Annotated in this window: 18 protein-coding genes; 7 read left to right on the forward strand and 11 right to left on the reverse strand. The window is 52.4% G+C overall.

Translation table 11 applies throughout. From position 1 onward, the window contains the following. Positions 1-7 precede the first annotated feature (7 nt). From H144_RS0110365 to H144_RS0110380, 4 genes are all read left to right on the forward strand, one after another. Complete coding sequence (locus H144_RS0110365) at positions 8-1,894, forward strand: CocE/NonD family hydrolase (RefSeq protein ID WP_019941988.1); 1,887 nt, start codon at positions 8-10, stop codon at positions 1,892-1,894. A gap of 32 nt (positions 1,895-1,926) precedes the next feature. Continuing rightward, positions 1,927-4,017, forward strand: a complete 2,091-nt coding sequence (locus H144_RS0110370) for a prolyl oligopeptidase family serine peptidase (protein WP_019941989.1) — start codon at positions 1,927-1,929, stop codon at positions 4,015-4,017. A 415-nt stretch (positions 4,018-4,432) separates the two neighbouring features. Next, a complete protein-coding gene (locus H144_RS0110375) occupies positions 4,433-6,556 on the forward strand; it encodes a bifunctional rhamnulose-1-phosphate aldolase/short-chain dehydrogenase (protein ID WP_026350580.1) in 2,124 nt (707 codons plus the stop codon). A gap of 69 nt (positions 6,557-6,625) precedes the next feature. Next, entirely contained in the window at positions 6,626-7,909 is a 1,284-nt protein-coding gene (locus H144_RS0110380; RefSeq protein ID WP_019941991.1) for a sugar isomerase, read from the forward strand. A 61-nt stretch (positions 7,910-7,970) separates the two neighbouring features. On the opposite strand, the gene H144_RS0110385 is transcribed toward H144_RS0110380, so the two are convergent. The 3 genes from H144_RS0110385 to H144_RS0110395 all read right to left on the reverse strand — a co-directional run bounded on the left by H144_RS0110385 (position 7,971) and on the right by H144_RS0110395 (position 10,873). Continuing rightward, a complete protein-coding gene (locus H144_RS0110385) occupies positions 7,971-8,366 on the reverse strand; it encodes a VOC family protein (protein WP_229207876.1) in 396 nt (131 codons plus the stop codon). A gap of 71 nt (positions 8,367-8,437) precedes the next feature. Continuing rightward, positions 8,438-9,457, reverse strand: a complete 1,020-nt coding sequence (locus H144_RS0110390) for a GntR family transcriptional regulator (protein ID WP_019941993.1) — start codon at positions 9,455-9,457, stop codon at positions 8,438-8,440. A 114-nt stretch (positions 9,458-9,571) separates the two neighbouring features. Beyond that, complete coding sequence (locus H144_RS0110395) at positions 9,572-10,873, reverse strand: DUF6600 domain-containing protein (RefSeq protein ID WP_229207877.1); 1,302 nt, start codon at positions 10,871-10,873, stop codon at positions 9,572-9,574. 126 nt (positions 10,874-10,999) lie between these two features. On the opposite strand from H144_RS0110395, the gene arfB reads away from it, so the two are divergent. Then, positions 11,000-11,407 carry an alternative ribosome rescue aminoacyl-tRNA hydrolase ArfB gene (arfB, locus tag H144_RS0110400; protein ID WP_019941995.1) on the forward strand — a complete coding sequence of 136 codons (408 nt, stop codon included), beginning with the start codon at positions 11,000-11,002 and terminating at the stop codon, positions 11,405-11,407. Positions 11,408-11,421: 14 nt separating this feature from the next. After that, on the forward strand, positions 11,422-12,663 hold the full coding sequence (locus tag H144_RS0110405; protein WP_019941996.1) for an MFS transporter: 1,242 nt from the start codon (positions 11,422-11,424) through the stop codon (positions 12,661-12,663). 43 nt (positions 12,664-12,706) lie between these two features. Here the strand turns inward: H144_RS0110405 and H144_RS0110410 are convergent, their stop codons facing one another. The 5 genes from H144_RS0110410 to H144_RS0110430 form a co-directional block, all read right to left on the reverse strand. Beyond that, positions 12,707-13,051, reverse strand: coding sequence for a DUF6984 family protein (locus tag H144_RS0110410; protein ID WP_019941997.1), 345 nt, complete (start codon positions 13,049-13,051; stop codon positions 12,707-12,709). Positions 13,052-13,080: 29 nt separating this feature from the next. Further along, entirely contained in the window at positions 13,081-14,112 is a 1,032-nt protein-coding gene (locus H144_RS0110415; protein ID WP_019941998.1) for a hypothetical protein, read from the reverse strand. 122 nt (positions 14,113-14,234) lie between these two features. Continuing rightward, complete coding sequence (locus H144_RS0110420) at positions 14,235-17,663, reverse strand: DUF7133 domain-containing protein (protein ID WP_019941999.1); 3,429 nt, start codon at positions 17,661-17,663, stop codon at positions 14,235-14,237. Between the two features lie 136 nt (positions 17,664-17,799). Continuing rightward, the gene (locus H144_RS0110425) at positions 17,800-18,357 is read right to left on the reverse strand and encodes a Uma2 family endonuclease (RefSeq protein WP_019942000.1); all 558 of its coding nucleotides are present in this window, start codon (positions 18,355-18,357) and stop codon (positions 17,800-17,802) included. A 75-nt stretch (positions 18,358-18,432) separates the two neighbouring features. After that, a complete protein-coding gene (locus tag H144_RS0110430) occupies positions 18,433-19,641 on the reverse strand; it encodes a DUF763 domain-containing protein (protein ID WP_019942001.1) in 1,209 nt (402 codons plus the stop codon). 141 nt (positions 19,642-19,782) lie between these two features. On the opposite strand from H144_RS0110430, the gene H144_RS0110435 reads away from it, so the two are divergent. Continuing rightward, positions 19,783-21,075: a hemolysin family protein gene (locus H144_RS0110435; RefSeq protein ID WP_019942002.1), complete on the forward strand. Its 1,293-nt coding sequence runs from the start codon at positions 19,783-19,785 to the stop codon at positions 21,073-21,075. An 88-nt stretch (positions 21,076-21,163) separates the two neighbouring features. On the opposite strand, the gene H144_RS0110440 is transcribed toward H144_RS0110435, so the two are convergent. The 3 genes from H144_RS0110440 to H144_RS0110450 form a co-directional block, all read right to left on the reverse strand. Beyond that, the gene (locus H144_RS0110440) at positions 21,164-21,853 is read right to left on the reverse strand and encodes an SDR family NAD(P)-dependent oxidoreductase (RefSeq protein ID WP_019942003.1); all 690 of its coding nucleotides are present in this window, start codon (positions 21,851-21,853) and stop codon (positions 21,164-21,166) included. Positions 21,854-21,872: 19 nt separating this feature from the next. Continuing rightward, positions 21,873-22,736 (reverse strand): UTP--glucose-1-phosphate uridylyltransferase GalU, encoded by an 864-nt coding sequence (gene galU, locus H144_RS0110445; RefSeq protein WP_019942004.1) that lies wholly within the window; start codon positions 22,734-22,736, stop codon positions 21,873-21,875. 123 nt (positions 22,737-22,859) lie between these two features. Continuing rightward, positions 22,860-23,855 (reverse strand): mevalonate kinase family protein, encoded by a 996-nt coding sequence (locus tag H144_RS0110450; protein ID WP_019942005.1) that lies wholly within the window; start codon positions 23,853-23,855, stop codon positions 22,860-22,862. Between the last annotated feature and the right edge of the window lie 12 nt (positions 23,856-23,867).

The following is a 23,867-nucleotide window of genomic DNA, read 5'->3' on the forward strand; positions in this document are numbered from 1 at the left end:
GCAAACTATGATCAAAAATCTACTCCGGGCAGCGCTCATCGTGCTGGCTCAGCATGTTTATGGCCAGGCTGGCTTCGACGAGCAGTACATTCGTGAGAATTATTCCAAAGCGGAATACGACATCCCAGTACGAGATGGCGTGAAGCTCCACACGATCGTATACACGCCGAAAGACGCTTCCACCGACAAGAAATATCCCTTTTTAATGCAGCGCACCTGTTACAGCGTGGCGCCTTATGGTGCGGACAAATACCCGCCCCGCCTGGGCCCGAGCCGGACATTGATGCTCGATAAATTCATTTTCGTGTACCAGGACGTGCGCGGCCGCTACCTGAGCGAAGGCGTGTGGACGAACATGACGCCGCATATCGATCAGAAAAAGGGCAAAACCGATGTCGATGAGGCTTCCGATACGTACGACACCATTGAATGGCTCCTTAAAAACGTACCCAACAACAACGGCCGGGTAGGGCAGTGGGGCATTTCGTATCCCGGTTTTTATACCACAGCCAGCGCGTTGGCCGGTCACCCGGCATTGAAGGCGTCGTCTCCCCAGGCACCCATCGCCGACTTTTTCTTCGACGATTTTCACCACAACGGCGCATTTACACAAGGCTATTACCTGACTTTCCCCGTTTTCGGTATCAAGCCGCCGAAGCCGACGACCGAATCGTGGTTTGCACCGGAAATGTTTACGCCCAAGCCGGATGGTTATACATTCAACCTGGAAATGGGGTCGCTGAAAAACTTCGATAAATATTACAGTCAGAATTTCTATTGGCAGGAGACTGTCAACCACCCCAATAAGGATGAGTTTTGGAGAAAGCGCGATATTCTCCCGCATTTGAAAGGGGTAAAACATGCCTTCATGACCGTAGGCGGATGGTTCGATGCCGAGGATTTGTACGGGCCTCTGAATACCTATAAAACGATTGAAAAAAATAATCCGGGCATTTACAATACGATCGTGGTAGGGCCATTCGGGCACGGCCGGTGGAGCCGCGAAACCGGGCATACCTTGCACAACGATATCTATTTCGGCGATAGCATTGCCACGTTTTACCAGAACAATATCGAAGCGAAATTTTTCAAACACTTTTTAAAGGAAGCGGGCGACGGGAAAACCGGTTTACCGGAAGCATATTTGTTTGACACGGGTAGAAAAGAGTGGAAAACCTTTGATAAATGGCCGGTGGCTAATGCGGAAAAACGCAAGCTGTATTTCCATGCAAAAGGCAAACTGGATTTCGAAGCACCGAAGGAAAGCAAATCAGTGTCCGAATACGTGAGCGATCCCTTGAAACCGGTGCCTTATACGGCCAATTATAAGCAAATGTCGGGCTTTACGCCTTTTGAATACATGTCGGAAGACCAGCGCTTTGCCGCCACGCGCCCGGACGTGCTCGTTTTCGAGACCGACGTGCTGACGGAAGACATTACCCTGGGCGGTGAAATCAATGCATTGCTGAAATTCAGTACGACAGGTACCGACGCCGATTTCTTTGTGAAACTCATCGACGTGTACCCCGATGACGAGAAAAATCACGCCTACATGCCCGATCCCAAAGTGGTACTGGCCGGTTACCAGCAGATGGTACGCAGCGAGGTCATGCGCGCGCGCTTCCGCAACAGCTTCGAAAAGCCGGAACCGGTGGTGGCAGGCAAGGTCACCGACCTGAAATTCCGCTTGCAGGATGTACTGCATACCTTCAAAAAGGGCCACCGTGTGATGGTGCAGGTGCAGAGCACGGCATTCCCGTTGTTTGACAGGAACCCGCAGAAATACGTGGAAAACATTTACAAGGCACAGGATACCGACTTTACGACTGCCAAACACACGATTTATCACGAGGCCGGCGCCCCCAGCTCGATCGAAGTGGAGGTGATCAAATAACGGCCGCATTTATGGATTCAAAAATTGTAGTAATGACTCTGATAGCAGCATCGGCATTGTCGGAACAAGGCAATGCGCAGCCATTGAAATACCCTGAAACACGCAAGCAGGAACATTTTGACGAATACCACGGTGTAAAAGTCGCCGACCCGTACCGCTGGCTCGAAGACGATCGCTCGGAAGAAACGGCGGCGTGGGTAAAGGCGCAGAACGAGGTGACATTCGGCTACCTGCGTGCGATACCGTTCAGGGAAAAGATATTCACGGATCTCGAAAAGGCCTATAATTACCCCAAATATTCGGCACCACGCAAAAAGGGCGGGTATTTCTATTTTTATAAAAACGATGGTTTGCAGAACCAGGCGGTACTGTACCGGCAAAAAGGGCTGGACGGGACGCCCGAAGTCGTGATCGACCCGAACAAGCTTTCCCCTGACGGCACCACAAGACTGACGGTTTTCAGCCTTTCGAGAGATGGCGCTTATGCGGTACTGGGCTTTTCCAAGGGCGGCTCCGACTGGCAGGAATACCAGGTAATGCAGATGAAAGACCTTTCCATGCTCGCCGACAAGGTGGAATGGGTGAAGGTTTCCGGTGCTGCCTGGCAGGGCAACGGCTTCTATTACAGCCGCTACCCCAAGCCCGACGGCTCCGCATTGGCCGCTAAGAATGAGAACCATCAGGTGTTTTTCCATCAGATCGGAACGAAGCAGGAGCAGGATAAGCTGGTATTCGAAGACGCCGCTAATCCGCAGCGCTTCCATACCGTAGGCACGACCGAGGACGAACAATATGCCGTGCTCAGCGTGAGCGACCGTGGCAAAGGCAAGGACGGTAATGCGGTGTGGGTATTGCCCAAAGGCGAAACCCGTTTCGTGCCGGTCCGCGAAGAGATTACCGATGCCAGTTTCCGCATTATCGACAATATAGGCGCCGATTTCCTGATCGAAACGAACGACGATGCGCCGAATGGAAAAGTGGTTTTATTCAAAACTTCCTCCCGTACCTGGGAAGCGGTGCTGCCGGAAAAGCCGGAGCCGTTGGAAAACGCGGAGCTAGCCGGTGGAAAACTCTTTGCGTCCTATTTGAAAGACGTCACCACGCGTACGTACGTGTACAGCCCGCGCGGCGTGCAGGAGAGCGAAATCGCATTGCCTGGCCTGGGCTCGGCGGCTGGTTTCGGAGGCGAAAGCAAGGATACGTTCGTGTTTTACACATTTACTTCATTCAATTACCCGTCGACCATTTTCCGCTATGACATTGCCAGCGGCAAAAGCAGCGTGTTCCGTGAGCCTGAGGTGTCTTTCAAACCGTCGGATTACGAAACGAAGCAGGTATTTTACACAAGTAAGGACGGAACGCGCGTTCCGGCATTCATTACCTATAAAAAAGGCCTGAAACTGGACGGTACCAACCCGACGATCCTGTACGGCTACGGCGGTTTCAATGTAAGCCTGCCGCCTGCGTTTAGCCCTACCCGTATCCCGTTTTTCGATCAGGGCGGTGTGTACGTGCAGGCCAACCTGCGCGGCGGAAGCGAATACGGAGAAAAATGGCACGAGCAGGGCATGAAGCTCAAAAAACAGAATGTGTTCGACGACTTCATCGCAGCCGCCGAATACCTGATCAGGGAAAAGTATACTTCCCCTGAGCGCCTTGCCATTCAGGGCGGTTCCAATGGCGGCTTGCTCGTAGGCGCGGTGATGAACCAGCGGCCCGAGCTCTTCAAAGTGGCATTCCCGGCGGTGGGCGTGATGGATATGCTGCGTTTTCACAAATTTACCATCGGCTGGAACTGGATCGCCGACTACGGCAGCAGCGACAATGCGGAGGAATTTAAAGTGCTATACGGCTATTCACCCCTGCACAATATCCGGGCAGGTGGCCATTATCCGGCCACGATGGTCACCACGGCCGATCACGACGACCGCGTGGTGCCTGCGCATTCATTCAAATATGCCGCCGAATTGCAGTCCAAAGCGGGCGCAACATCCGCCAACCCGCTGCTGATCCGCATCGATACGAACTCCGGGCACGGCGCCAGCAATACCAAAAAAGCCCTTGAAACCCAGGCGGACATCTATGCATTCCTGTTCCGGAACATGGGCCTCACGTGGAAATAATCCCCGGGCGATCCGGCCTTGTTAAGCGTCGGGAAATTTTTGTGGCCGGTGTGCAATTCTATTGCTTACCGCGTAGCCAGACGTGTATTTTGCCGGAGGATCAGCGCCGATAACACATATAAAAGGTACAAACACGGCATCCTCGTTGCCACTGCCTTTGGCGACGAGTAAGGTTATTTTCAATTTTAGGAGTCTGAACTGGTAGAAATCCGGTTCAGACCTTTTTATTTATGCCAAAACTTTCAATTCTCACATTAATTCTCAAATTATTTCAACATGCAGGATACAACAGGACGGTGTGGATAGGTAAGTTTCCTAATCTTGCACATACGTTCAGAGTAGTATTAATCTGTTAAAATACTTTCAGCAAAGAAGATTTCTTACCTCAAAATCGATCAATAATCAGGAAACAAATATGAGCAGTTCTAAAGTAAGCCAGTACAGGTATGTAAGCTATTTATGGGATGAAGAGAAAGCCGCTTCTCTGGGTGATGATCAGGTAGCGCTTCTTCTATACCGTTCAAATCTGTTGGGTGCCGATCTTCGCCTGACCAACTATGCTGGTGGAAACACGAGCTGTAAGACCATCGAAAAAGATCCCCTCACAGGCAACCCCGTAGAGGTTATGTGGATCAAGGGATCTGGCGGTGATATTGGTACTTTAACAAGAAGCGGACTGGCCGGTCTGTACGTCGACCGCCTGCACAGCCTGAAAAACATCTACCGAGGACTGGAATTCGAAGATGAAATGGTGGAGCTGTTCAACCATTGCATTTATGATCTGAAATCGAAGGCACCTTCTATCGACACGCCGCTGCACGGCCTGCTGCCTTTCAAGCACATCGATCACCTGCACCCTGATGCATTGATCGCCATCGCCGCGTCGAAAGAAGGCGAAGCTATTACGAAAGAACTGTTCAATGGCGAGCTGGCGTGGGTACCCTGGCAGCGTCCCGGTTTCGACCTCGGTCTGCAACTGGAACAGGCATTGAATGATAACCCCGGCATTCGTGGTATCGTGTTAGGCGGTCACGGATTGTTTACCTGGGGTGATACCGCTTACGAATCTTACATCAATACGCTAGATACGATCGAAAGAGCGTCGGAATACCTGGCTGAAAACTATGGCAAAAAGCGTCCCGTTTTCGGTGGTGCACGCCTGGAAAGCGAGCCGAAAGAACGTCGCGCTGCCATAGCGGGCAAACTGGCACCTTATTTGCGCGGTTTGGCTTCCGAGAAACAGGCGATGATCGGTCATTTTACCGATGACGAGCGTGTATTGGAATTCATCGCAAGTCATGACCTGGACAAGCTGGCGCCGCTTGGTACCAGCTGCCCCGACCACTTCCTGCGTACGAAGATCCGTCCGCTGGTGCTCGACCTGCCGTTTGAAAAACTGGACGCCGCCGATGCGGAAATCCTCGATCATATCCGCCCGCAGTTCGAAGCATACCGCGAAGACTACATCGCTTACTACGAGCGCTGCAAGCATTCCAACAGCCCGGCCGTGCGTGACCCGAACCCGGTGATCATCCTTTTGCCAGGCGTAGGGATGTTCTCATTCGCAAAAGACAAGCAGACTGCCCGCGTAGCAGCCGAATTTTATATCAATGCAATCAATGTTATGAAAGGCGCCGAGGCGATCTCTTCTTACGTTTCATTGCCTGAACAGGAAGCATTCGACATCGAGTACTGGTTGCTCGAAGAAGCGAAATTGCAGCGTATGCCGAAGGAAAAATCGGTATCGCGTAAAGTCGCGTTCGTAACCGGTGGCTCGGGCGGTATCGGCAAGGCTATTGCCCAGAAACTGTTGCAGGAAGGCGCCTGCGTCGTAATTTCGGATATCGATGAAAAAGCATTGGCAGAAACCAAAGCGGAATTCGATGCGAAATTCGGAAAGGACTTTTCGGATACGACCGTAGCCAACGTCCTCGACGACCAGGCGATCAAAGCCGCATTGCATGCGACGAAGTTGAAATACGGCGGTTTGGACATCGTCATTAACTGCGCAGGTTTGTCAATCTCGAAGCCATTGGCAGATACGACCATTAAAGACTGGGATATTTTGCAGGATGTATTGGTGAAAGGCCAGTTCCTCGTGTCGCAGGAGTCGGTAGCGATTATGCGCCAGCAAGGCCTGGGCGGCGATATTATCAACATTGCGAGCAAGAATGGTATTGTTTCTGGCCCTAACAACGTGGCTTATGGAACGGCTAAGGCGGCTCAGCAGCATATGTCGCGCCTGTTGGCTGCGGAACTCGGTCCGGACAAGATCCGTGTAAACGTGGTGAACCCCGACGCGGTAATCGCCGGCAGCAAGATCTGGGAAAGCGGCTGGGCAGCCGGACGCGCCAAAGCATACGGCATTAAAGTGGAAGAACTCCCCGCATATTACGCGAAAAGAACGGTATTGAATGCAGAAATCCATACGGACGACATTGCCAACGGCGTATACATTTTCGTGAGCGGCCTGCTCAACAAGAGCACCGGCAACGTGATCAACGTCGACGGCGGTGTACCTGCGGCATTCCTTCGCTAATATTCAAAATATGTTAAATCAGACTTGGCGGGTTGTACCAACTTGCCAAGTCTTTTTAATTCTATCCAGATGAAAATTGAACAATATCAGATCGATCAGCATAACGACAGCCTGTTTTCGCGGCATAACAACCAGTTTATCTTCCTGCAAGAACAGCTGGGCGAGCAGGGTATCCATGCGAAGGACATTGTAAAATCGCTGGAAGCATTCCAGGTAGCGATCCCGAGCTGGGCACTGGGAACGGGAGGCACGCGTTTCGGCCGCTTCTCGGGCGTAGGCGAGCCGCGTTCTTTGGAAGAAAAAATTGAGGATGTAGGCCTGCTCCATGCATTGAACCGTTCCAGCGGCTCCATTTCGCTGCATATTCCGTGGGACATTCCCGGTGCAGCGCAGCCGATCATCGACCTCGCCGCCTCGCTGGATTTGAAATTTGACGCCGTTAACTCCAATACATTCCAGGACCAGAAGGACCAGGAGCTATCGTACAAATTCGGCTCGCTCTCGCACGTGGACGCGAAGGTGCGTAAGCAGGCGGTGGAACATAATATCGAAGTGATCAAACATGGTGAAAATCTCGGTTCCAAAGCATTGTCGATCTGGCTGTCGGACGGCTCTTGCTTCCCTGGCCAATCGAATTTTGTCAAGGCATTCCAGAATACACTCGAATCATTGCAGGAAATTTACGCCGCATTGCCCGACGACTGGAAGGTTTACGTGGAATACAAAGCCTACGAGCCGAATTTCTATTCGACGGTGATCCAGGACTGGGGCAGCTCGCTGCTATTCTGCCAGAAACTCGGCCCGAAAGCCGATGTACTCGTCGACCTGGGCCACCATTTGCCCAATGCAAACATCGAGCAGATCGTAGCGACGCTGATGATGGAAGGACGCCTGGCTGGTTTCCATTTCAATGATTCCAAGTACGGCGACGATGATTTAACGGTAGGCGCTATTCGCCCTTACCAGCTGTTTTTGATCTTCGTGGAACTGGTGGAAGGCATGAAACGCGCCAACCGCGCCAGCGACACGTATGCCTGGATGATCGACGCAAGCCATAACGTGAAAGATCCATTGGAAGACTTGCTGCAATCGGTAGAGGCGATTTTGATCGCGCAAGCCCAGGCATTGCTCGTAGACCGGAAGAAACTCGAACAGGCCCGCAACGAAAACGACGTGGTACTGGCCCAGCAAATCCTGCAAAATGCATTCCGCACGGATGTACGCCCGCTCGTGCGCGAGGCCATGCGCCTGAGCGGCGGCTCTCTCGACCCGATCGCGCTGTACCGCCACCTGGGTGTGCGCAATGAGTTGCTGAATGAACGCGGCAAGTTGACGGTCGCGACGGGTCTGTAAGGCTTTGTGAAAAGACTCTCATGCCAGATTTTGAGAGTCTTTTCAAAAAACGCATTGGGAATTAATGTCCGTGTTCTGCAAAAGTAAGATAGAATCCGTCAATGTCTCGAATCGTGAATTCTGTCGCACCATAGAAAGTCTTTTCAAGGCCTTTGAAGATGTCCACCTTGGTTTTGATATCTTCGTAAAAGCTTTTGATATTTTTCACTTTTATGTAAAAGATTAACGTGCCCCCCGATTTTTCACGGCTGATTTCCGGTAGCTCATTGCCCATACTGGCAAAAGATTGAATCATAATTGTGACACCGCCATTTGAGATCATGCCCCACACAGGTGGTTCTCCCTTATCGGGTACTGTCATTGTAACTGTGAAACCAAGATTCTTGTAAAAGTCAATTGTTCTGACAATATCTTTTACGAATGTGTTTACTACCAGCGATTCCATGTATTGCTCCATGTTGTAAAAGTTTGTAATTAAACATTTCATCAAACGAGGAACATTGAGAGAGCGCAAGATACAAAATATTTTCAAAGCGATTTCCGCCTGATCAGCGTAAACGGGTTTTTAACCAGCGCCCTTTTTCCTTCCCGGATAATCTCTGCTGCCGTTTTACCCATTTGTTCGTGATCTGTCGAAATGGTAGTAATGCCATCGAGCAGGATTTCTTTGAGCGGCGTTTCATTGTAGGAGATAATGCCGATGTCTTTCCCCACCGTCAGTTGCTGCTCCTTGCATTTCTTGATGAGGTTAACCAGGTCGTTTTCCTCGATCACCACATAAGCCGTGTCCTTCACCGCCGCGCTGTTTTCATGAAAGTCGTACATGATCTCATGCTCAAATTCGTGCTGGATGCAGAAAATCCGGAAGCCCTTGATAATCTCTTTCGGATAGCGGATAATGGTCGGGAAGATGAGTACGAGTTTTTTGTACACTTTCAGCAAATCCACCGCCTCGTTCAGCGCGTGTACGATGTCCTTCTCGAAGTTCTGGAAAACCGATGAATGCTTTTTGGTATTGAATTCGATATCCTTGTCGAGCAAAATCAGCTTTTCGGGCGGGATCATTTTCAGCGTCTCGATCGCCTCTTCCATCTTTTCGTAGAAATGCGGCATGATCACATAGTAATCGTATTCGCCGAGGCTGTTTTTAATGAGGTTTTTGAAAATGTTGGTATTGGAATGATGAATATGCAGGTCCACGTTCACATTACGCCCGATATTCTCGACAAATGCATTGTAAACCTGCTTCTTATAGTTGCTTATTTTATTGAAAACCAGCAAAATACGTAGCGAAGTTTCAATGTCCACACGGTTGATAAAATAACCTTTACCGCGTACGGAAATCAGTACACCGTCCTTGATGAGGTGCTTGTAAGCCTTTTCTACGGTATCGCGGGAAAGCAGGTATTCTTCACTCAACTGGTTAATAGAAGGTATTTTATCGCCTCGTTTCAGCTTCCCTTTACTAATCGCCTGTAACAGCGATTTAATAATCTGCATGTACTTGGGTGCACTCTCCTTGAACTCAATGTCAAATTGTATTTCCATTCAATACCGTGGGTTTGGGATTAAGCTAAAAATAGCGTTTTTAACATAAAAAACAACCCGCCGGTGCATAGTTACTACTCCGGCGGGTTGTTTTTTTATGTGAATAGGCTGCAATTATCTCGGTCCCCGGCCGCTTCGTTCGCTGGAACCGCCACCGCGGTTGCCATTGTCGCCGCCACCGCGGTTGCCGCCACCATTGTCGCCTCCGCGGTTACCGCGGTCGTTGCTGCGCGGTTCGGGGGCGCTTCTCTCCTGACGTTCCACACGCGGCGCGGGTTCGTAGGAGCGGTTGCCGCGTTCCTGTCTTTCGGGGCGCTCGATGTTCGGGCGCTCGATGCTTTCCGAACGGTTACCGAAGCCGCCGTTGCGCTCGGGGCTGTTGCCCGGATTGCCGTAGTCGCGGTTACGTTCCGAACGGTTTGGTGCTTCATACCGATCGTTGCGACCTGGGTTAGGTGTTTCGCTGCGTTCGTTCCGGCCTGCACTCGGCGACTCGTAACGGTCATTACGGCCCGGATTCGGGGTTTCGTAGCGGCCGCCACGGCTATCATTCGATTCACGGTTACGGCCGTTGCTGCTGCGTTCATCGAACGGGTTACGCGAGCCGCGTCTCGAATTATCGCCCGGCTCAATGCGGTTATCGTCGTTGCGGTTGCTGCGATCGGTGCGCGGGCCATTGTCGGAGCGGCCGCCCCGGTTGCCGTAGTCGTAGTTGCCATTTCCACGGTCGGCGATGATCACACGTCCCCGTCCTCTCGGACTGGCGTCGATGGTGCGCACCGGCACGCTGCGGCGTGTAACACGTTCGATCTCGTCGCGGCGCGGGCCGTATACATAGGTGCGGTTATTGCTGCGGTAGTAATTGTTGATCACCACCGTGTTGTTATAGTAATGCGAAACACGTCGTGCAGGGGCGCAGTACGAACGCCATCCGGGGCTCAGGACATATCGTTGCGGCACGAACACCCACCAGAACGACGGAATGTTGACCGACACATTGATATTGATACCCGGTCCCAGCGGTGCCCAGCCGTAATAGCCGCCACCGGAGCGCCAGTTTACCCACGCAGGTCCCCATTCGTAATCGGGCACCCAAAACCAGCCGTAATAATCGTCGAAAGACCAGCGGCCGTAGTGGAACGGCGCCCATCCCCAGTCATATTCCGAAACCCAGGTGTTACCATATTCGGTCTGTTCCCAGTAACCGGCGGTAGAATAGGGCTGAAAGCCGCGGGGCACGTCGGGAATCCAAACCGAGCCGTAATGCGGGTTGCGCACCCACCGGCCGTAGGGGGCCAGCTCATCGTAAAAAGTCTCAAAAGTGATCCTGAAACCGGGCTGTGCCTGGGTTTTTTGAGTAACCGAAACACCTCCCAGCATTAAAATGAACAAGCCGAGTATTCTGAGTGTACGCATGGTGTCCATGGCTTTATGTTTTAATTGTTTTCCTGTTGTTAAAAATCGGTTCTTGGACGTTACTTTTAGATCGTGGTTTAATGTTTCCGCCGGACATTAACACGTGTTAACAAAACTGTAAAAAACATGATCGATCCTGAAATCCTGCATCCCGAACTGGTGTTTCAGACAGCCCGGAGCGGTGGTAAGGGAGGACAAAATGTGAATAAAGTCGAAACAAAGGTAGAGCTGCGTTTTGATATCCCGAATTCGCAATTCCTGACCGGCGAGGACAAGCAAAAGCTGACCGATAAATTATCCAACCGATTAACGAACGGTAAAGTGCTGGTATTATACCACCAGACCGAACGCTCGCAGCTGGCCAATAAGGAGAAGGTGGTCGAGAAATTCGACCGGCTTATCCGCCAGGCGCTTACCGTTGAAAAGGACCGCAAGGCAACCCGGCCTACACTGGCCTCCAAACTCGAAAGATTGAAGGTGAAACAGCGCAACTCCGCCATTAAGTCGATGCGCCGCAAGCCTTTTGACGAATAAACGAAAATACCCCTATGACCGCCGTCACGCCTGTTCAGCCCAAACTCAGCGCCGTATTTACATTGCCCGTCATCGTGGCCTCGCTCGGCTACTTTGTCGATGTTTACGATCTGCTGCTCTTCAATATCGTGCGGGTACCGAGCCTGAAAGACCTTGGGCTTTCCGAAGAAGAAATCTCGCAGATCGGGGCGAATATTTACAACTGGCAGCAGGCCGGGTTGCTTATCGGCGGGTTTATGTGGGGGATACTGGGCGACAAGCTGGGCCGCCGTTCGGTGCTTTTCGGCTCGATATTGACCTATTCGCTGGCCAACATTGCCTGTGGTTTTACACAAAATGTCGAAATCTACTCGATTCTGCGGTTTATCGCCGGATTCGGGCTGGCAGGCGAGCTAGGCGCGGGCATCACGCTCATTGCCGAGATATTGCCGAAAGAATTGCGCGGGTACGGCGCATCGGTGGTTGCGAGCGTGGGGTTGGCAGGCGCCATCGCCGCATTTTTCGCCGTCAAGCTCACCGACTGGCGCATGGCCTACTTCATCGGCGGCGGAATGGGCCTGATATTGCTGATCCTCCGCGTGAACGTGCTGGAATCCATTGTTTTTAATAAAAGTCTGGAAAAACGCGGCTCCAAACCCGTGCCCTGGTGGACGATCTTCACGAGCTGGTCGCGGTTTGTACGCTATATACGCTGCATGGGCATCGGCCTGCCGACGTACATGGTCATCGGCATTTATTCCACATTCGGGAACGAGTTTGCCAAAGCGTTGGGTATCGCGGAGGAAGTTCAGGCGGGCACGTGTGTGCTATACACGTACATTGGCGTGGTCACGGGCGACTTTTTCAGCGGGATACTGAGCCAGTGGCTGCATTCGCGGAGAAAAGCGATATTGTTGATGATGCTGATGACGCTCGCAGGCGTGGGATGGCTGCTTTCGGGAGGCATTAACACGGCCACGGCGCTTTACATCTGCTACATGTGGCTTGGCTTTTCCATCGGCTACATTGCCATGTTCCTCACCACCACGGCCGAACAGTTCGGTACCAATCTCCGCGCGACGGTCACTACCTCGGTCGCCAACAATGTGCGTGCTACCGTGTTGCTCACCCTGCCGCTGTTCCAGTTCCTGAAAAAAGACGCTGGTGTGCTGCATTCCGGCGGCATCGTCGCTGCTATTTGTTTCTCGCTCGCATTATTGTCGCTTTGGCGGATGGAAGAGACTTACGGCAAGGAGCTGGACTACGAAGAGCAGTAATCGAGACGCGGAAAGTTTACCGGCATCCGGGCAGGTCGGTGGCTCATTCTTCGGGCGTCTTGCCAAAAATGAGCTTATCGGGCGTAGGGTATTCCAGTAACTTGGTAAAATCGACCTTCCAGAAATCAAGGTCGAGCAGCTGGCCGTTGGTGTCCTGGGTCAATGTGATCACAACCGGCGTGTCGTCGATATCGACGTATTCGGCCTGGATGAGGTCGCCGGCATAGCCATTCACGTCGCCTCCAAGGCTGATACTGCCCATTTTACCGCCTTCATATTCATCCACCATTTCGCTCACCGGGAAGTCGATGGGGTCGAGGTTCAGTTTTTCGAGGAGGTAATGGATGAGGTCGAGTTCTTCGCCGCGGATGGGTCTGATATTGCTCATGGAATTTTTTCAATGGGTAATTAAATGGGTCATCCGGCCGTTTTGCCGCGCCATTGCTCGGCTTTTTTAGCCACAAACCAGAAGGACAACGCCAGCAACGCAAAGAAAATCCCCGCATTGGTACGGTCCCAGAAATATTCGAAATAACGGGTATAAATATTCAGCAGGAAGAACACGAGGCAGAGGTCGCGCAAGGTCTCCTGTTTGTATTGAAATGCATAATAAAGCATTCCCGCCAAAATGAGCGTGAAACCCAGAGCCCAGAACCAGAAATCGCTCTGTTTAAGAAGCTTCCAGGCCTCGTAGTCGGCGTAGTTGCCGAATATCGACAGCGTCCAGCCGGCGATCAGGAATAGGATAAGCCCCACAGTATAAGTGACGTCTCTCATGAACGCCATCGACGGAATTTTTCCTATGATCAAAGAACTCGCCCACACGGCCAGCCCGAATACCGTCATGCGTAAGGGATAGTTCATTCCCATAAACCGGAAGCCGCCACCCGACCAGTAATGCGTTTGCGCTCCCCACCATCCTGCCAATGCGATCACCGCCGCAACCCAAAGCAGTGTCGAGCGCAGGAAAATGGCAATGCCGCCATAAGCGAGCGCGGCGAAAAGGAGCGGGAGTGCATAGTTACCGGGGCCGTCGAGTAATCCTCGGGTCCAGTACGTAATCGCAATCGCGACGGTGAGTATGATGGCTATATTGTAAACTTCATGACTGATTTTGGCCCCTTTCGTTTTGCTGAGCCGGCGTTTGGCCAGGTATACGAAAAGCCCGGCCACCGCAGTGAACAAAATGCCCACGATATTTTCCGAAAAGCCCCACCGCTTACGCAGCAGCTCGATCCATTTTTCGTCCAGTACCAGCGCTCCAAATGCCAGCAACCCGCACGAAACTGCCGAAATCAACGCATAGATGGCAATGGCGTCCACATTCGCGTTGCGAACGCTGTAACTGCCCCGCAGCTCCGCCGCCAGTTCCTTCGAAATGCGCGACTCATCTTCCCAGCCCTGAATAGCCCGGTTAACAATCTCGGCCTCCTTTTTGTCAAATTCCATTCAAATATTTTGCTGTTGATGAATGATAAAACCGTGCCTGTGCAAGATGTGCAATCCGCCGGTAAAAATGAAACCCCGGAATCATAAAATCCCGGGGTTTTGAATGGTATTGTATTTGGCGGTTACTTCTTCAAGCCGGAAAGGAATTCAACCACGTCGCGGATCTCTCTTTTCGACATGATATTACCCATTGGCGGCATGCTGGAAGGCACGTTTTCGCGTTTAGCAATACGGGAAACGGCGATTTTCAATGGTTCAGCTTCCGAGGTTTTCAATATGAGCTCGTGTTCGTTTTCCTGCGCGAGGATACCGGCCGCGGACGTGCCGTCTTTCAATGTCAGCATGACCATACCAAAGCCGGGCGACAAGCGCGCGCTTGGCTCGATGAGCGCTTGCAGGATTTGCTCACGCGAAAGGATATTACCGATGTTCGAAAGGTTTGGACCTACTTCGCCGCCCTGCCCGCCGATCGAGTGGCAACGAACGCATTCGGCTGCCGAGCTCGTCATGAAATAACGACGGCCCGCCTGTGCATTACCGCCGAACAGTGCGTCCTGGTAATCGGCTGCCGTATTGCCCTGCTTGCGCAATGGCGCTATTTTGGCGATCAATGCGCTGGATTTGGTCGAATCTACGGCTTCTCCGAGGTCGAGGAGCAGGTTTTGCGGCAGCTTGTTATCCGCCATTTTACCGATCAGTCCGTTGAAAATAGGCTCTGTCCTGGCTACCGGCAGGCTACCCAGTACTTTCAGGATCTGCTGCTGCTCGCGCACGCTGCCTTTCTCGAAAATGGTATTGGAAATGTCTGCCAATGCTTCTTTCGACATATTTACGCTTCCTACCATGCCCAATGCCGCCGTGCGGACATCGGCGTCGGAGTCGCTCATGCCTTTTTTCATCACGGTTTCCATATCCGTATATTTCAGGTCGTTCAAAGCCACGAGCATTGCTGCGCGTACCTTGGCGTCGTTGCTTTCGTTCAGGATTTTCGCCAATGCGGCATTGTTGTCGCTCACATTGAGGTTGGTCAGCATCTGCGCGGTGGCGATGAGGATCGCGGGTTCGTTTTCCTGCAACAGTTCAGCTACCATCGGCTTGATTTTCGCTTTCACACCGGCCGGGTCACGTTCCATCGGGCCACGGTAACGGCCGTCCACGCGGTCGGTTACCGATGGGCTGGCCCAGGTGCCGAGCGTCGCCAATGCTTCTGCACGCATTTCCTTGTTCACGTCTTTACGCTTCGCAAATGCGATAAGGTCGTTCAGCTGCGTTTCACCGCCCACTCGCAACGCGGCGTTGATCGCCCGGCGCAGCAATGGCTCTGAAGTGAAGCCTTTCTCGTTCAGCACAGCTGCCAATGCCGGCAATGCGGCCGGGATCGAGAGGTCGTCGTTGATACCGCGGGCGGCTTCGGCGACGATATATTCGTCTTTGTCTTTCAGGAATACGCTGATCTGCTCGTTACGCATGCGGCGCAGCACGAGCACGGCGGCAATGCGCAGCGACTTTTCAGGACTGTTGGCCAATGCCACGATCGGCGCTACCTCACCTATGCGCGAGAGCGCCAGCACGCCTGCATGACGGAGGTAAACGTCCTCGTCTTTGTTGGCCTTCACCATGTCGATCAATGGCTGTACGGCATTCTTGTCCTTCATCCGGCCAAGTGCCTGTGCGGCGAAGAACTGCGCCCGCGGGTTTTTGCTGCTCAGCATCGGGATCAGCATCGGGCCGGCCTCGGCGATTTTAGCGTCGCCCAGTACTTTGGCGGCCTGCACCGCGATTTCCTCGTCGGAATCTTTCAGCAAAGTCATCAGCACATTGGCATAGGCCTTATCCTGACGCGCCAGTTGTCCCATTCCCCAAATACCGTGAATGCGGCCGAACTGGTTGCCTTTTTGTTCAATCGCTTTGCTCAACACCGCCGCACCTTTGGCACCTCTCGAAGCAAGCTCGAACTGCGCTTTCTGGCGGATACGCATATCTTCATAGGAAAGCAACGGAAGCAATGCGTCGTCGGATTGTTTGGTATAATCCAATTGCATTAACCGTTTCGTTTCAGTACGGATCGCTTTCAGGTCGTTTTTATCCTCGGTCACGTCGAGTTTCCACACGCGGCCGTAGTTTTTGGTATCCCAGCCATTGATCCAGTCGGCCACATACAATGCGCCATCAGGACCGAAGCGGATACCGGTCGGGAGGATACCTGTAAGGATATTTTTCTCGCCATCCAGCACGAACGATGCGCCTTTTGGTTTCAGACCAAACGACCAGATCGGCGACCGTGCCGGGTTACCGACGAATTCCACGAGGAAAAATTTGTTTTTCCACTCCTTACCCAATGCGGTGCCGGGGTTGTATTGCATCCCGGTCGGGCCGTTGTGGTAGTTTTGAATGGGGGGAATAATGTAGGCAGCCTGGCCGTCCCAGCGTGGTTTGAATAATTTTTCGTCCATCCACACTTTGTATGCATTGTTTTTCGGATCGGTGTATTTGCCGTACTGCCAGTTGGAGCGCCAGCCGGCATCGGAACCTTCCACCACGTGCACGAGGCGTTCGCTTTCTCCGGGGTGGTCGCCGTCGTTGTCGGAGCTGATGAGGTTACCATATTCGTCGAACACAAACTCGTGCGTATTGCGCAAGCCATGCGCGTAAATCTCGAAATCGCTGCCGTCCGGGTTGGAGCGGGCGATGATACCCGAGTTAGGGTGCTCGTGCTTCACGCCTTCGGCCGTCGTAATGTTGGCGCCAATGTCGCCGATGTTCCAGTAAATCTTGCCGTCCGGCCCTTCGATCGGGTTGGACATGCCGTGCCCGCTGAACCCGATGTGCACGCCATAGCCGTGACTGATGGACGTCTTCTGGTCGTAAACGCCGTCCCCATTGGTATCTCTCAGCCGCCAGACGTCCGGAGCGATCGTGACGAACATATCTTTCGCACGGACGAGCAACCCGCCCGCTACGTCGGAAACTTCATCGAAAAAGTCGTCCAGAACGCGCATGGAAACGTCCGCGATGCCGTCGTTATCGGTATCTTCGATGCGCCATACTTCGTCTTTTTCCACGGCGAGGTCCTTCCAGTCGTGCGAGCCGTCGCCGTTGAGGTCTTTGAGCCAGTTGTTTTCCTTACTTTTTTCAGGCGCAAATGTTTTATGCAAAAACTTGCGGCGGTCTTCTACCGTCTGCAATGCGATCGATTCGGTGATCCAGTTGCGGTGCCCGCGGATATCGAATTCGGAGTTTTTCTGGCGGTTGGTCCTGTTCAGGTACACACGTCCGGCGTCGTCCATTGCGATCGCCACGGGGTCGGGCGCGAGGGAATCGGATGCCCAGAGGTCGAGTTTCAGGCCATCGGCCAGCTTCACGACGGTCTTTTCACGGATTTCTTTGGCGTGGGCCTTCCCGGTTGCGGCATCTTCCTTCACGACCACTTTCGTGCTATTCGTTTTCAGGACCGGCCCGGACGCCGTCGGCGCCATCTTCATACAGGAAGCTACCACCACCGCAGTAGCCGCCATCAGGGTTAAAGGTGTTTTGAGATTTTTGGAGATCATTGAGGACGTTGCTTAATGCAGATTATTCAGATTCAGTAATGAACCAGGTACAAAGGAATTAAAAATAGCGCTAAAATCTGCTTTTACCTTCTGTAAAGAATGCAGATATAACTTGGAAAGATGATTATTTGGGCATTCAAGCCGAGAACAATTCCCGCACCGAAATTTCGAAATCTTCCATGACCGGATATGCCGAACAAACGTCCAGTTCTGTGCAGATTTTGACATTCTTTCTGGAAGAATATACATACACCACCTCATTGTCGGGGTAAATGTGCCAGACGACTTTTACGGAGGTATTGAAATACTCGGCGAGTTTTTCTTCGACTTTCTCGGCGTCGTCGGTGGGGGAAACGATTTCGATGACGAATTCCGGGATGGGCTCTTCGTTTGTGGAGGCCGATGCGTCGATTTGTGCGCCATTGAAGAATGCGAGGTCGGGGCGGCGCATTTGGATGCCACTGAGCATGACATCCTGCTCCATGATCAGCGCGCCGCCACCGGAAAACGCTGCCGTGCGGAAAAATAGCTGCTGTAACTTTCTGATGATGAAGAGATGCTTTTTCTTCAATTTGCCGAATCTGATGATTTTACCGTCGTTCCATTCATATTTGAATCCATCGACGGGCTCCCATTGAATGAATTCATCCAGCGAGCGTGGCAAAACCGAAGATGGGGAACGGAGTATCATCATTGTTCAGGTATCGGTAATTATACCGGATTTAGCCGGTAAAGGCTGTTGTTAAAATTAGTAAATCAAATACTCCCGTCAAAACAGCTCCAACTGCCCATTCCGTCCTTTCGGCTTCGGTACTTTACGTTTCACGGTGCGGCCTTCGTATTTCCAGGAGTTGTCCCGCTCTTGCTGCACGATGTCGTTGAAACGGTTGTTGGGCTGGAAGTCTTTTTCGAGCTGGGCAGAGACTTTGGAGAGGTTTTTCAATGCGTCCGATTTGTCTTTTTCGCCCATTTTGGCGAGCTGAATGGCACGGTCGAGGGTGAGGATGGACTCGTCGTACACGGTGACGGGGACCGGAAACGGGTGGCCATCCTTGCCGCCGTGTGCGAATGAGAACCGGGCCGGATCGCTGAAACGCGACGGTGTGCCGTGAATAATCTCGCTCACGAGGGTGAGCGACTGGATCGTGCGCGGGCCTACTCCTTCGAGCAGGAGCAGCGATTCCATATTATCGACCGGATGATCATGTGCCAAGGCGAGTACCGCGCCCAGCCGTTTGAGATTTACATCTTCGGCGCGGACGTCGTGGTGGTCGGGCATAACGAGTCTCGAAACTTCCCGCATGATCTTGTCGGGGTTTTCCTTCGTCAGGTCGAGGATGCCCGTGCGGGTGGGAGCGGCGTCTTTGGCGGTGAGGTTCAATATGCTGCCCCGGTTTTGACCATAAATGAATGTATGGGGCTCCTCGATGAACGATCGGATGCTTGGAGAATGCCAGTGATAGCGGCGCGCCAGCCGGTCGCCGGTGTTCATGCCTTGCTGAATGACGGCCCAGTGGCCTTCTTTGGACAGGACAAATGAGTGCAGGTAAAGCTGAAAGCCGTCCTGAATGGCCGTGTTATCGACCTTGGCCGACAGCTTGCTGTGGTGCACGAGCAGATTGCCGTCCAGACCGGTTTTGTCGGCGATGGCGAGCAGTTCGGCAGGTGTTTGTCTCGAATACTTGCCCCGGCCGCCGCAAATGTAAATGCCCAGTTCGGAAGATCGCCGGTTGACGGATTGCTTCAATGCGCCCATGACCGACGTCGTAATGCCCGACGAATGCCAATCCATTCCCAGCACACAGCCGAGCGACTGGAACCAGAACGGATCGCTCATCTTTTGGAGCAATGCATCGCGGCCGTATTCCATCACGATCGCTTCCACGATGGCGCCGCCGAGTGCGCTCATGCGTTGCGCGAGCCAGATAGGCACTTTCCCGTAATGCAGGGGTAAATCGGCGTGACCACTTTTCATCATGTATTCAATTTACGCAAATTCGGGGTAACTAGGGGTAACCGTTCATGCATTAATGAGCTCCTGCGTTTCCCAATGGTACGATTTTTTGTTAACATGCAGCTTTAAAACCCATACTATCTCCCAACTGATCCACCGGCCTCCATGGTTTTACAGGTTCTTATTACCCTTGTTCTCGTCCTTCTGAATGGTTTCTTCGTCGCCGCCGAATTCGCGATTGTCAAAATCCGTGCTTCGCAGCTCGAACAAAAAGCCCAGGAAGGCAACCGGATGGCTATTCTTTCCAAACAGATCGTGTCGAACCTGGATGGTTACCTGGCGGCAACGCAGTTCGGGATTACGCTGGCGAGCCTTGGGTTAGGTTGGATAGGGGAACCCGTCGTATCGAAAATGATCATCGGCGCAATGGACCTGCTGGGCCTGTCGATCGACCCGGAATTAGCGCATCATATCGCATTGCCCACCGCATTTGCCATTATTACCGTTTTGCATATTGTTTTTGGGGAACTGGCGCCAAAATCGATCGCTATCCAGCGGCCTGAATCGACGACGCTGGCATTATCCTATCCATTGCACGGCTTTTTTCTCGTATTCCGGCCGGTCGTATGGCTTCTGAACGGGATAGCCAATGTAATTCTCAAAGGCGTGGGCATTACGCCGTCGCATGGAAGTGAAGTTCATAGCAGCGATGAATTGCGCTATCTGGTCCTCCAACAGAAGGATAGCGGGCTGATCGAAGCGGCGGACTACGACCTGATCAAGAATGCATTCGATTTTTCGGAACGCGTGGCGCGCCAGATTATGATCCCGCGGCCACAGGTAGTCGGTATCGATGTGAATGATTTTTCGGAGATCAAACTGGAAAAAGTGATCGAGGAAGGCTATTCGAGGATGCCGGTTTACGAGGACACGCTTGATCAGGTAGTGGGCGTGCTGCATTTGAAGGACCTGCTTTTGAAAATGCGGCAGGGCAAGGATATCGTGCTGCGCGAGCTGATCAGGCCCATTGCCACAGTGCACGGTTCGAAGCCGATCGGTGCATTGCTCCGGGAATTCCAGCTAAGCCGCCAGCAAATGGCCGTGATTATCGACGAATATGGCGGCGTCGACGGCATTGTTACGATGGAAGATATTCTCGAAGAATTGGTAGGAGAGATTCAGGACGAGTACGACAACGAATCGCCGGTCGTGAAAAACGAATCGGACAATACCTATACCGTACAGGGTTCGGCGCCTATCGCGGATGTGAACGATAAGTTGCCGCACGACATCACCAAGCGCCCGGATTACGAAACACTGGCCGGTTACCTTATCTGGAAATTCGGCCGCATCCCGGCGGTTGGCGAAAAGCTTAAAACCAAGCATTATGAATTCACCGTGCTGAAAAAACAGCGGAGTACGATCACGCTCGTGAAGATTGCGGTGTTGGTAGGGTAATGAGGTTGGCGGCCTACCGCCGACCGCCGATCTCTCGGAGGCATATCGGCGGTCGGTGGTCAGCCGTCTGCCGTCAGTCAGTCAATCATCAAGCCTCGTTATAAAGCTTCAAAACCGTCTGCCGCAGCTTTTTTCCTGTATCACTTAATACAAACGCGATCCCTTCGGCCATGTCGGGGGCAGGGATCCATTTGCTGAAATCGGAGCCAGGCATGGCGGCGCGGTTGTCGGGGGTGTCGATGATGCTGGGGACAATCACAGTTGCCGTGATGTTCTTCGATTTTCCTTCGGCGTTGATCAGATCGGCCATTTGGAAAATCAGCGTTTTGGCGAGTGTATAGGCAAAGCTTCCCGTTCCAGCCTCGGGCACGAGCGCGGGGCGTGCGCCTATGAAGATGAACTGGCCGCCGCCCTTTGCTTCGAAATGCTTTATCAGCGGCTTTACAATATGAAATGCCGTTTTGAAATTCATCGTCAGCATTTGCTCGATATCGGCGTCGGTGGTATCCGTCAGTTTGGCCATTGCGAAACCGCCAGCCAGCAGAATACCCGCTTCGATGCCGCCTGATGCGGCAATGGCTTCTGCCACGAATAGTTCGGCCTGTTCGGCGTTGGCGAGGTCGGCGAGGTAGTTGGATACATTCGCATTGCCCGCATAGGCGTCGGTTTTGCCTTCGCGGACATTGATATGCAAGCCATAACCAAGCGCTGTAAGCTTCTTGACAACATCTTTACCAAGGTTTCCGGTGGCTCCGCTGACGATCACTTGTTTGGGCATGGTTATGGCTTTTAAATGCTTATTTGTTTAGAATATCAACGAGGAATTTGCGGAATGGTTCAGCGAATTCCTTTCTTTTTAAGGCAAACTCCACCGTCGTTTTGAGGTAATCGAGCTTGTCGCCGATGTCGTGGCGCTTGCCTTCGATGTGGTGTGCAAAGATATTTTCGCGTTTCAAAAGGAGCAGCAGCGAGTCGGTGAGCTGGATTTCGTTGTTTTTGCCTTTGGGGGTCTGCTCGATGGTGTTGAAGATCTCTGGCGTCAGAACATACCGTCCGGCAATGGCCAGGTTCGACGGTGCTTTGTCGATCGCCGGCTTTTCTACCAGGGTGCTCAGCTCCATAATGGAATCGCTCAGCGAGTTACCGCCTACGATGCCGTAACGGTTCACTTTATTGGCAGGTACTTCCTCCACCGCGATCACCGAACCGCCATACTGCTCGTATGTGTCCATCAATTGCTGCGTCACCGGGATGACGGAATCCATGATGGTATCGCCCAATAGCACGGCAAATGGCTCGTTCCCTACATGGTGGCGGGCATAGTAAATGGCATCGCCCAATCCGTTGGCTTCCTTCTGACGTACAAAATGCACATTAGCCATATCTGCCAAACGGCGCATTTCATTGAACCAAAGTAGATCTTCTTTCTCTTCCAAACGGCTTTCGAGTTCCACATTCCGGTCGAAATGGTCTTCGATGGCCCGCTTCCCTTTCCCGGAAATGATTAGAATATCTTCAATACCCGAATCTACGGCTTCCTGCACCACGTATTGAATGGTCGGAATGTCGATAATCGGCAGCATTTCCTTGGGCATCGATTTGGTGGCCGGCAGGAATCGGGTACCCAATCCGGCGGCAGGTATAACGGCTTTGCGAATCATAGTTTTGGTGAAGGCTTTAAGCGATAAGCATTAGGCTGTATGCGTGGGGCCTTTTTTAATTTATCAAAAAACTGGTATAATAGTCAGAGACATAGAAATGCCTGTCGCTTAGAGCTTAGAGCATCAAACAACAAACGGCCTGATCACCCGCGCATTGAATTTTTTCAGTTGCACAAAAAGCTGGTTCAGCATATCGTCGTCCTTATAAATGCCGATGATCGTACCGCCGGAGCCCGCGAATTTGGCGGATGCGCCGCAGGCACGTGCTGCGTTGATCAGCTTCTTGTTGGATTCGGGCACGTTGTAAATTTTGCAGCGCAGGTCGAAATTTTCGTTCATAAGCTGGTGCAGCTCGTCCGGGTGACCTTCGAGCAGCGCGGTACGGCCGTCTTCGGCTTTCTGGGCGATCTGGCCGAGGACGTCGATCACGTCCTGTTCGCCGCGGTCGTAGCGTGTACGCACGTCGTTGTGCACCTTACCCGACACTTTACTGAGATTGGTATTGTATGCGACGTACAATTTCGGCAGCAACTCGGGGTTAATGCGTTCGTAGCGGCCGTGGCCCTGGGTTTCGATCATGGTTTTATCAAAATCCATATACACGCAGCCCTCGTAGCACTGGATCACGCGGTCCTGCAAGCCGGCGGTAATGCCCAGCTCCTCGGTTTCGGTTACCATCACGAGCTGCGGCAATATTTCAATCGGTATTTCAACTTTGTAAAACTGCATCAGCGCCCGGAACAATGCGACAATGATCGCGCTCGAACCCGACATGCCTACCTGGCGCGGAATGGACGAGCGGTATCGGACGGTGAAGTTTTTGTTGGGTAAACGAATACCCTGCTCTTCGCAATAGTCGCCGAATTTCTTGATACCCGCCTTGATGAGCGGAATGCCGCCATTATAGCCCAGCATATTCACCGAATCGCGGAGGTGGAAAATGCTGCGGAAAGTGTTCAGGTCCTGCGGCTGCGGCTCGATATGCAGCTCGGGCGACTCGTACAGCGAGATGGATGCGCCGAAATTTCTTACAGATATGGAAATCGTTTTACCGAAAAAGCCATCAGAAGGATTGCCCAGAAGCCCCGCACGGGCATAGGCGCGTGTTTCAATGATCAATGTAAATGCGTG

This window comes from Dyadobacter beijingensis DSM 21582, assembly GCF_000382205.1.
In the GTDB taxonomy this organism is placed as follows: Bacteria; Bacteroidota; Bacteroidia; order Cytophagales; family Spirosomataceae; genus Dyadobacter; species Dyadobacter beijingensis.